This is a genomic window from Holospora curviuscula (assembly GCF_002930195.1).
Lineage (GTDB): Bacteria > Pseudomonadota > Alphaproteobacteria > Holosporales > Holosporaceae > Holospora > Holospora curviuscula.
Window position 1 is genome coordinate 1 of record NZ_PHHC01000119.1, and the last position, 11,446, is coordinate 11,446.

At 36.9% G+C, this 11,446-nt stretch carries 7 protein-coding genes; 3 read left to right on the plus strand and 4 right to left on the minus strand.

What is annotated here, in order from left to right; genetic code table 11:
• Positions 1-612 precede the first annotated feature (612 nt).
• Positions 613-1,866 carry a hypothetical protein gene (locus HCUR_RS06080; RefSeq protein WP_104207203.1) on the plus strand — a complete coding sequence of 418 codons (1,254 nt, stop codon included), beginning with the start codon at positions 613-615 and terminating at the stop codon, positions 1,864-1,866.
• The gene (locus HCUR_RS06085; protein ID WP_104207204.1) at positions 1,856-3,229 is read left to right on the plus strand and encodes a hypothetical protein; all 1,374 of its coding nucleotides are present in this window, start codon (positions 1,856-1,858) and stop codon (positions 3,227-3,229) included. The genes HCUR_RS06080 and HCUR_RS06085 overlap by 11 nt, the downstream gene beginning before the upstream one ends.
• Positions 3,230-3,463: 234 nt before the next feature.
• On the opposite strand, the gene HCUR_RS07905 is transcribed toward HCUR_RS06085, so the two are convergent.
• A complete protein-coding gene (locus HCUR_RS07905; RefSeq protein WP_129591945.1) occupies positions 3,464-3,700 on the minus strand; it encodes a hypothetical protein in 237 nt (78 codons plus the stop codon).
• A gap of 4 nt (positions 3,701-3,704) precedes the next feature.
• Positions 3,705-3,887, minus strand: a complete 183-nt coding sequence (locus HCUR_RS07910) for a hypothetical protein (RefSeq protein ID WP_129591946.1) — start codon at positions 3,885-3,887, stop codon at positions 3,705-3,707.
• A 1,237-nt stretch (positions 3,888-5,124) separates the two neighbouring features.
• On the opposite strand from HCUR_RS07910, the gene HCUR_RS06090 reads away from it, so the two are divergent.
• The gene (locus HCUR_RS06090; protein ID WP_165780821.1) at positions 5,125-5,877 is read left to right on the plus strand and encodes a cytidylyltransferase domain-containing protein; all 753 of its coding nucleotides are present in this window, start codon (positions 5,125-5,127) and stop codon (positions 5,875-5,877) included.
• A 1,888-nt stretch (positions 5,878-7,765) separates the two neighbouring features.
• Here HCUR_RS06090 and HCUR_RS06095 read toward each other — a convergent pair.
• Complete coding sequence (locus tag HCUR_RS06095) at positions 7,766-9,907, minus strand: ATP-binding protein (RefSeq protein ID WP_104207206.1); 2,142 nt, start codon at positions 9,905-9,907, stop codon at positions 7,766-7,768.
• Positions 9,904-10,902 carry a tRNA dihydrouridine synthase DusB gene (dusB, locus tag HCUR_RS06100; protein ID WP_104207207.1) on the minus strand — a complete coding sequence of 333 codons (999 nt, stop codon included), beginning with the start codon at positions 10,900-10,902 and terminating at the stop codon, positions 9,904-9,906. Before dusB ends, HCUR_RS06095 begins: the two co-directional genes overlap by 4 nt.
• Between the last annotated feature and the right edge of the window lie 544 nt (positions 10,903-11,446).

Consider the following 11,446-nt stretch of genomic DNA (forward strand, 5'->3'; position numbering starts at 1 on the left):
GCATCTAATATCTCTCTTCTGCTGTGTTTCACAGGCCTGCCAGCCTTCTTAATATTTGGTATAAAATATTCCGATATTAATTCCCATTCTTTGTCTTTTAAATCTGTCTCATACGCTCTTCTATTCATTTATATTCCTCAATTGCATCCAACATCATCCAGATACACTAACATATCTCTCATTTGCGGACAAGCTCTAGAGTAATTTAGCTTGGAGAAGAGATTTGAAAGAATTCAAGTAAGGATATCCCATTCAGTACATTGAGTAATAGTACGGTTAATCTATCGTTTTATACTAGCTCAGAATTTTTCAACGAAATTCAGATCGGGTATATATATTTTTCAGCCAAAAAAATTTTAATTCAATACTATTTTTCTTCAATGACTAAAAAAATCCGTATTACAAGACCCGTTAACCCCCATGAGCACTGTGGATTGATTATTCACTAATCCGCTATACTATCAGTTTTTTGTAATATGTACCACACTTTTATCCTCTCTTGCACCACATAAATCTGCTGTTCCACCATATAACAAGAAAGTTTTTATTATTTAAGAATTAAAATATCATTTTATGATATCATTATTCAACAATAAAATATATATTTTTTTTATGAATTATTTTTTTTTATTATGCATTTCTTTTTTATCTACTTCTTTACTTCGAGCACAGCGCAAGTCTGAGATCTTAAATAACAGTGGAACACCCCATCCCCTAACAGCCAAAGTACCTACGCTCTCGTCACCTCCAACTTATTCAAATCATTCCGGAGATGCAGATAATTTTTTAGTTTCCTGGGAACTACTTTCTAGCCCAGAAGCGGCATCAAAAGACCTTAGGCAATCTCCTTTACTGGCTATCAAAGATTGGAACACCCAAACAGTTTCTAATTTTCAACATATCCCAGAGTTTAAACAAGCTCAGTCTCTGGAAGAGGTTAAAAAAATTATTTTAAACAAACTATTGGAACGAAAAGTAAACAAAGTAGTTGTGAGTGAATTTTTAACTCGGGCAGAATTTCCTGAAGCATGGTGTCTTTTCTTAGAAGATATGATAGCTCCCCTTAAGAATACCCAAGAGAGCGCTAGGGGGCTTAGTGTCCAAGATGTGTTTGGATTACTCGCCGCCCCCCTTTCCAGAATCAAATGCAATACTATAAAGCTTCCTATACCCGATCCTTTTCAAGACGCTTTTGAACAGGCCGACGATGCTCGATCAGAACAGAACCAGGCTTCTTGTATTATTTCAGAGACATCGGAGGCACCCGTTTCTACTTCGATCTCTTACGCTGCTCAGCAAGCCCCTTCTTCCGATTCAAACGCAAACGCTCAACAGCAACAACATTCTTATCCCCCTCCTATGCATGGACAAGATACATCTTATAAAGAATCTCAAGCTGAATCTGCTTATGAGCATACTTCATCTTCCCAAGAACCAGTATCTAGTTATGTACAAGGAATACCCTGCTTAGAATTTTGGGTGACTGGTATGATAGAACAAAGTATGCATTATCATAAAAAAAACCCTCAAAATTGGCTGGCTGCTTTTAGTTCCGCCAATCAGGACCCTATAAATCAACGTATTATTCAGCATCTAAAAAAAGCATTAACGACGAGCCAAGGCACCGAAGAATATCATTCTCAGGGTTCTTATGATGGAACTACCCGATCTACGGGTACATCCGTCGCTCCCATCTCTGCCAGCAGTTCAAATGTCCAAGGTAGTTCTAAACCTACCACTGACCCTGGATATATAGATCAAATGTTTAATCAGGAAGCGCCCCCTCCAGCCCCTCAAGGCCCCGTAGGTAAACACAAAGCAGTAACTTTTTTTTCGAGACAAAAAGAGATAAAACATGGAAAATAAATCACATCTTCCCCTATGTATCCTAGTCTTTAGAAGGATCATCTTTTGTGGAATTATAGGGATCAATGCGCTCTATGCTGAGCCAGAACGCAGCTGTCAGATAAACGCTTACGAAACCTCGGAAGAACTTAAAAATTTATGGAAAGAATTTAGTTTTTTAAAAGAGCCATCAGAAAAAAGTTCTTTAGCGTGGGATGTAAGGGCAGATAAACTATTCAATACACTGATTCAAAACATTGGTCACGGAGACGTCACAAAATTTTTAGAAAAATTGATCAAGCTTAGTCCAGAAGCAAAAGAGAACATAAATGTCGCAACATTTCCCGCAGATATAGAAAAATTCTTTATAAATTATTATAAAAAAATATTGAATTTTCCTACTCCTTCTGCAGTAACGCAGGACAGAAAAAATAAATCAGAACTAGAAAAAGAGAAAGAACAAATAGAAAAAAAAAACTTAAATATAGAAGCTTTCATTAATTATAATAAAATTTTGGCTATTCTTTATCGAGTAGCGTCAGACGCTTCATCTCATTCGTATTCTAATACTTCGATTTTTCAAACAAGCTATATTCTGAACACCGCATTAAGAATTTTACACAACGCAATCAACCCAGCACCTTTACTGCAATATTTTTTAGAAACCATGCTGAATCAAACAGATATTCGTGTTTTAATTAAAAAAGTAGTTGCCATGCCTTTTTCGGAATATCAAAATAATGCACAAATCATCAATAACAATTTGGTTGCTCAACACTTAAAATGTATGAAAAAATTTCAACTGCTGAGGGAACAAATTCAAGAGGAAGAAGACGAAAAACTGCCTGAAGGAGATGCCCCAACTCCTGAACCAGCAAAAGTAATGGAAGTATTGTTCCTGGAGGGAATCAAAAAAGCGCCCCTTAGCGCTGCTGGACGAAAAAAACTTATACGATATTTAAAAAATAAAGAATATAAAAAAGATATCCAAGATAAAACATGGCTTGAAAACGAGCCTCTTATTAAAAAAATCATTCAGATTTTAGACGCTTCTAAGTCTAAGTATGACAGAGAGGATTATCATCGTTCCTATGATTCTTCAACTTCGAGATATCGTGATCGAGGCGCTTCCCCCATTTCTGGAGGCCATGGTTCACGAGAAAATTCTAGAATTTCTCTCCAAGGCGCTGGAATTTTAGGATTCAGTGCTGAAAGTTCCGCTAAAGATGTAGATTCAGAAGAAGCACAAAAAAAAGAAGAAGCCCCTAAAATGGCCATTACATTTTGGGAGCGTCGTCACCCTAAAAAAAGTAAAATTAACGCATTTTTGCAGATGAGAGAAAAGCTAAAGAACAGTCAACAGTCTCAAAAGAAAGAAGAGTAAATTTCTTTAGAAAAAAATAGAATATCTCACTACACTGCGCATCGGGCACCTAAGATACCATCTAATTTTAATACCAATATATAGAACGCTATCCATATTTAGAACAATGCATTCAGGGTAAAAATAGAAATTTCAAAAATAAGATAGCTTGATTAAGAGTCTGTATTTATGGATGCGCGATCCGCCTTAACAAGCCCATAGAATGCGCAATCATCACTCTATTTCCGGCAGCTGCTACAGGAATTTTGTACGCTTTAGACAATCTTGGATAATGATTAAGCCAAGTAAAGGTTTGTTCAACGACTTATCTTTTGGCGAGCGCAGCCCATCCTGGGGTTCTGAAATTTCAATTGTCTTGTTAAGATAAGACCGTTTCTTACAAACGCTCGCATGGTTTTTCCATACCCGGTATCGGCGCAAACATCTTTGAGTGTCGGATAACGTTGCAGCGCCTCTTGAAAAACATTGCACTATCCTACTGTATCGTGTTGATTCCCGTCATGAACAGTACCGTGCACGAGAGTGTTTTGTGTATCCACAACACGATGGCGTTTAGGTTCCTTTTTTTTCCCTCCGTCAATGCTGCGTTGTTCACAAGCCCGGGTATTTTTGACACTGTGTGAATCAATCCTGCGATCGCTCGGATTTTTACGTTCACCAACTTTTATCCGAATTATCTTAACAAGCGTGATTAGTTAATTTGTTAAATCGCTTAGATCACGCGTTCTTATTATCTCCTAGCTTGACTATACTCCCTCCGTTTATCCATGAATACAGGGTTTAAGTTTCGTATACAAAAAATAGAGATTGGGAATGCGTTAAGAGAGTAAACAAAACCCATACAGTAGAAGTTTTACTGTTAAAAAAACAAAACCTTTCCCTAAAATGACATAGTCTCTAGATATCAGCATGCATGAGATGTAATTTCTAAATTTCTTGAAACATAAAAAAGAATTCATACTCACAACACAAACGTTCTAGAATCATCAGTACATTAAATAATGTTACGGTTAATGCATCGTTTCATATTAGTCCAAAATTTATCAATGAAGTTAAGGTCAGTCTACTATGACGGTAAGAAAACTAACCTTCAGACAACCGATTCTGTCAATTTTTTTGTCTTATAAAAGTGATGGAATGACGCATAATCCAAAATCACCCCTTGTCCGGGTTTTAGAACTTTGATTCAACATTATTCTCTCTAATGATTAAAAAAATCCATATCATAAGACCTGTTAAACCCCATGAGTACTATGAATTGATTATTCAATAAGCCAGTTATACTATGGGCTCTTTTGTAATATATATCACGCTTTTTCCTTATTGTACTTGATCTCCTCGCTTTAAAACTTGCTATACCAATACCACTTTTTTCAATATATACAATGTCAATGTTTTTCAGGGGGTATGTCTTTTTAGTACTTATATGGACTTATCTCGTTCGCTTTACTTGCTTTCACCTAGGTTCAGGCTTTTTTATCACGCAACCCTAGCTGTTCAACCCATATCCTGAACCACAAGCATGCATGCAAAATTTCACAAGAACGATTCTCTTCTCTGACATCCAGAGGGTGCTTTGGCCTATTGAATACAAGACTCTGGCTTTAGTTCTATACGTAATTTTTTGTAAGTAATATTCTTCATTTTCGTAACGTACATATTATCTCTTTATTGTTATTTTCTTGATACCAAACCCTTTGGATGTTTTTTCGTGGCTGTTATTTGCCTTGATACAATTTACGAATCTTACTCTTAAATCTATACTGTATCGACTGGTTTACCTATTTAACATAATTTTCTCTAAAATTTTAATTTATACAGAAGGTTTGTGCTTGCGTTGTAAAAAAAACTGTGAAAAAATATTAACAATAGTTGTATTCATATAAATGAAAATTATGCGTACCCTTATTATTATTCCTGCTCGCCTCGAATCTAAGCGACTGTTCCAAAAGCCGTTAGTGAACCTAGACGGAATGCCTATGATTCAAAGGGTTTTTGAAAATCTGCAGCGGGCAAACATTGCACCGGTTTGGGTAGCGTACGATGACGATTGCATTGGAAATCTTTTTCTTGAATCTCAACGCGTAAAAACAGGAGTCTGCTGTTCTGGGACAGATCGTGTAGCTCAAGCGCTGGACATAAAAAAAGCCTGGAATCAATTTGATATTGTGATTAACGTGCAGGGAGACACCCCGATATTAGATACATCCGTTCTCTCTCAGCTTTTTATTCCGTTTTCCCTTCCAGAAATTAGTGTAGTAACCTTAATTTGTAGCTTTAAAAGACAAAGCTTACGACCTGAACCTTCTAAAGTAAAGGCAGTATGCCGAGCATCTCCTCTTTCCGGATACTGGGAATGTCATGATTTTAAGCGCACTATAGACTTTCCAGATCCCTCTTTTTCTTATTATCATCATTGGGGAATCTACGCCTTCCGGCCCGAGGTATTGAAACAATTTAAAACATGGGATCCTTCCCCAAAAGAACAAAAAGAAGCTTTGGAGCAATTACGGTTTTTAGATCATGGACACTCTATTTGGGCTGCTGAAGTGACAAATAATTCTTCTTATATGTGTGTCGATACTTTAGAAGATCTAAAAGAAGTTCAAGATTTTTTGAAAAAATCATCTCTAAATAAGACAATGTAGTCACAAGATGGTAAGCCAAAAAATGAGGTATCGGATGTGCACAGCAGCCCAGAATGAAAGTGCATTGTTGGCATAGCGCGGGATCATTATGTGGCATTATTTGGGATAAAGGAAAGTATTTTCAACCAAAGAACATAGTTTATAGATATCTTTGCATCATTACACTGAAATTTACTATTTTTTTGTGCTGAAATCGCAAAAAGTTATACTGTTTTAGCCGCTTAATTCATAATATTGTTGCTATCATACTATTATAGACCGTGTCAAGAAAAAAAATGCTCTGCATCTAGACCTGCGCTGTGTTTTGGAAGTGCCTCTATACAATCTATCTGGGCTACCCTGTGTGAGCCCCATGTGCACCGGAATACCCAAAGCATCTACGATTAAGGGTATTTTTGTGTTGAGCCCACTGTTTCACAGCTTATTTTTCAGGTTTTTTTTCCCCTGAAAATGAACTTTAATGCGGGTAATATCTATTTATACTATCCAAAATCGGAATAAAAAATGCATTTTTCAAGCAATTTTTCTCAGATTTTCTTGTCTCTTGAGCAAATAAATCGGCGATGCGTGTTTCTCCATACGCCGTAAGGGGGAGGAAAATAGCGCCACAGAGCGCCCGTTTTTAAACTCCAAGAATCACATTAATAAATTTTTGATTGTCTCTTATCTAGAACCCCAAACCCTCTATTGGCCTGGAAAAGAGCGTTAAAAAGGTTTCAAATATCATCTAAAATATCATTGTGGCAGAAAAGCTTTTTTAGAGAATTTTTGTATATTTCTCCATCTCAGCGTAATTTATCTCGTACCTACAATTTTTAGGCACTAAGCTTTCAAAGTTTGGCACTACTCAATACGTTATCTTTGTTCATAAAAAGCATCCAGAGAGTAAATACTATACTACGTACATAGAATAACAATGTGAGGGAGGGAAAAAATTGCAAACATATAGTTATACTTAAACAATAAGAGAATACGTTGTATAGAGGTAGGTTATCATTAATGCTTAATAGACTAAACTATTCAAACTGAATAAGAGAAAACTTATTTAATAGATGGTGGCTAAAATATAAAAACAGAAAATCATATTCATCCAAGAAAAAATTTGGACAGTAGGCCGAGAATATACAGCATATTATTAAAAGATTATTTAGAAAAAGCAGCTGATTGTAACGTATCTGATATTAGTAAGCGGTTTAATATTCGCACAGTTAGCGCTTATAAATACCTAAAAAATATAAATAATTCTTAACCTATAGCAAATTAAAACAAGATAAGTACAAAATAAATAAAAAATACACCACACCAGAGTATTGTATAGCATTGAGAAGAGTGGTATTGAGCTTACCCTTTTCAAAGATAGAGGATGAGAGAGAAAAAAGACAAACCTTATTGATCAGAAGAGCTGAAAGTATAGAGATGATACTCAGCATTTCAAAAATTGTCTTTATTAGCGTGAATACTACAAGAAAATATAGATAATTAGACGCCTTATGAAGAATGAATGCTTGTGGCTTTAATTCTGGTACGAAATAGGAATATACCGCTTCTTTTCATTGTCTCCGTCTCTATTACTATTAGTGTATTAATTTTTCGAGCATAACAGTCCTACGATATAATCTAGAATTTTTTCAATATTGAAAATCCAAGAAAAAATTATTATATTGGTGATCTGTACTATTGCTTCGTGGGTTTGAATAAGCGATTAAATAGGTGTTGCACAAGAAAAATCTGGGATTTTTCTTGATATTCTTTACTTGCATACTTTAGATAATTACCCACTGTACGGCTTTTACGATATATTCACTGCTAAAATTGTTACCTCTCATAAGAGTCAATGTATCTTTTCTGTTTTTTTGATTATTTTATCAATCTTCAAAATTTTTTCTCACTAAAGATAGTTTAAATTTGGAAGATTTAAAGTGACCACTGCACCAAAAGTAGAAGGAGAGAGCGTCAAAGTACCGTGATGATCCGATATAATTCGATGTACAATAGCAAGTCCCAGGCCAGTTCCGTAAGATTTTGTGGTAACATAAGGATCGAACAAAAAGAGAGGAGCTGCCGTATTTAATCCTTTACCGTTATCTTGTATTGAAATCGTCACATCTTTTGCGTGACGAGTAATCGTTATCTCAATACATCCTGGAACTAAGGAGGCCTCGCCTTCCCGATCTTGAATGGATTCGATTGCATTTTTAAGAAGATTTGTCAAAGCGCGCTCTAATTGTCCTTCATCTCCCTTCCACATATCTTTTTCATTTAATCCGTTATTCATAAAATGAAATTGAATGTCTGGATAAGTATGTCGATGAAAATTAATTAAACGATGCAGCATCTGATAGAGCAAAAAAGGTACTATTTTTGCTTCCGTCATGCGAGCAAAAGAAGAAAATTCTGAAACCAATTGATCAATATAAGTTACTTGCCGTATAATAGTGTCTACACAATCTTCAAAGATGTCTGGTTGATTCACCAAATTTAAAAAACGTCTTCGTAATCGTTGTGCAGAAAGTACAATAGGAGTAAGAGGATTTTTTACTTCATGAGCTACTCGACGTGCTACATCTTCCCAAACCCTTCGTTTTTGTGCTGCCACTAGCTCAGTAATGTCATCAAAAGTAAGCGTCAATTCTGCCCCATTGGACCAAGCTCGAACATATAACGCGTAGATGCGTGGCAAGCGATTTTGTAAAATTGTCATTTGTTTTTGACTTTGTTGCCCTGGTGCAAGGTTCGCCTCTTTGACAAATTCCCAAAATTCTTCACAAATATCTTGAAGAGAATCATTTTCCATACTGTGTGTTTTTTCCAATAATACTTGGGCGCGCTCATTAGATAAAATAATACGACCGTTTAGCTCAAGCCCTAAAACTCCCGAAGAAACACCTTTCAGCACATTAGATAAACACTGGCTGCGATCTTCTAAAGTTTGGTTTATGATCATTAATTCTTCTTTTTTTGTGTGCATTTCTTGCACCATAACGTTAAACGTTTGAATTAACAAACGCAATTCCTCCATTGACTCTTGTTCAACATCTTGAACTTGAATCAGTTTCCCTAATCTAATAGACTGAGCTGCGGCGAGTAATGCGCCAATAGGCTCTATTAGCCGTTTTGCAAAGCGCACCCCTACTAGAATCGCACACAGTAAAAGAATGCAGGAAAATAGTATAAATAAAATAATAAACTTTTCAATGAGTGCGTTTTGTTCCTCAAAAACCCGTTGATAAGCGCTACCAGAACGTTTCATATGTTCAACATGATGGAGTACAGCCGGATCTACCCTCCGAGTGATCAGCAAGAAACAATGCTTTAATGTTAAAGGGACCACCGCGACTACTCGACCTTCTTCTTTATGTAAAGAGAACATAATGCGCTTAGAAGAAACTTTTTTAATATAAGAAGCAGTGATTCGGCTTATATACTTGATCACGTCGTCAATTTGTTGTGTTTTTGCAATAATTTTATTTTTTTCACGCACACGCTCAAACAAAATGGCTTGATGGGTTGAAAAAGAACTCATGTAGTTTAAAAATTCTTTTAAGTCCTGAAGAACGCTCTTAGCGTGAGGATTATTCTTCTTAAGTTGTTGACTGGAGGTCACGCCTTCTATAGTAAAAGCCATATTAATGGTGTGAGCCAGCTTCATAATAGATTCTTCTAAAATTTTTTTGTGTTCTAAAAGATAGGCATCTGCAACCTGGGTTGAGGTATCCATTACAGTTCTTACCCGATCTTTAAACCAAGTTTGAACACCTAATTCTAAAAAAATTAGTGAAAAAAGTGTAATTAATAAACACGGTGCTACCACCATCAAAGAGCATAACCCTACAATTTTTCGTTGAAACTTACGGTTTTCTTCACGTACGCAGGGTGTACGTCGGCGATAAAGCAAGGTATATAAAACCCAGCCGTTAATAAAGAGGAGACTAAAAATGATAATTAAAAAAATATAGTCTTTCTTAAAATACCAAATTACTCCCAAAAATGCTGCCAGAGGTCCTGCCCAGAAAATTTTTTTAATACTCAAGAAGCAACCTCTTGTACTTGGTCCCTGTAAAACACATTAATATGCTGAAAAATTGCTCGAGGACACGTTTCTTGAAACACGCATTGGCGAAACGCTGTGGCCCCGGGAGCGCCTTTACTGTACCATCCCAAGTGTTTGCGTAAAATTCGAACACCACTCTCTCTTCCATACCAAGTTAGAATGTCTTCAATATGGCGACGAACGCTTTCATGTTGGTGCACCAAAGAAGGAGGAGGCAAGAGAACCCCAGTTTTTAATTTATGAAAAATTTGGGCTAGCAACCAAGGTTTTCCATAAGTTCCACGTCCCACCATAAGCCCCGCAACTTCTGTGTTCTGCCAATGCCGATCTGCAGTCTCAATGTCTACAATGTCTCCATTTCCAATGATGGGCAAAGGAGATGTGCGTGCCAACTGAGAAATAAAATCCCAATCTGCATGGTCTTTATAGAATTGGCATCGGGTTCTGCCATGAATTGTAATCCAAGACACGCCTGCATTATACGCTATCTCGATCAACCTAGATGCATTCAATGTTTCTTTATCCCATCCCATGCGCATCTTTACACTCACTGGAACGGATACTGATTTAACGACCGCTTCAAAGATAGAGCCTGCCAACTTCTCGTCCCGCATTAGTGCAGCTCCAGCGAAACTACTGATGGCAATTTGTTTTGCTGGACACCCCAGATTTAGATCGATGGCGTGAGCGCCCTGATCCACCGCCCAACGTGCTGCTTGTCCCATAAGATAGGGATCGTTTCCAGCCAATTGCATAACATGAATGGCGTTCTCGACTTTAAAAGAGCGGCGCAAAGTTTTTGATGCTTTTCGAAAAATTGCTTGACTAGCAATCATTTCTGAAACAGAAAAAGCTACGCCCCCAAAGGCATGCACTGCTTTCCGAAACGGAAAATCACTAACTCCCGCCATAGGGGCTAACACCACAAGAGGCTCAGTAGAATTCCAGATAGGCACCCTAGAACGACACAACATTATTCAAATAAAGATACAAAAACCCATTTTTTATCTTAACCGAAAATACACCAAAGATCTACCATAGTCCATATCTTGCTTAGGCCCCCCTCATAAAAATAAATATTTGAAAAAAGTAAAAGAAGCGGTTTTAGATCATTTCAAACCCCTATCCTAGATCGAGTAAAGAATAGGTTCCATGAGGTTCCATGAAATGTCTGATAGAGTTAGCGACTTTGTGTGTAGCGCTATGCGGGGCTGACGGATGGTAAGATGTTGAGTCAAGATCTATTTTCTACCTGAGTGAAGCGCATAAGTAAAAATAGCCAGGCAATGATATAGCAATCGATGGAAAGACACTAAGGCGCAGTTATGATGGCGAAGATGTTACATAAGATATGCGCTTTTGCTACAAAGGCTAGGCCAAGAGAAGGGATACAAGTAACGCGCTCACAGTAATACCGAAAATATTGGATTGGCTGAATCGTAGAAGATCTATTGTCACTATAACGTTGCAGATAAAATCATGTATTCTTTCTCAAAGGTAACGAGGGAAATCTTTCAG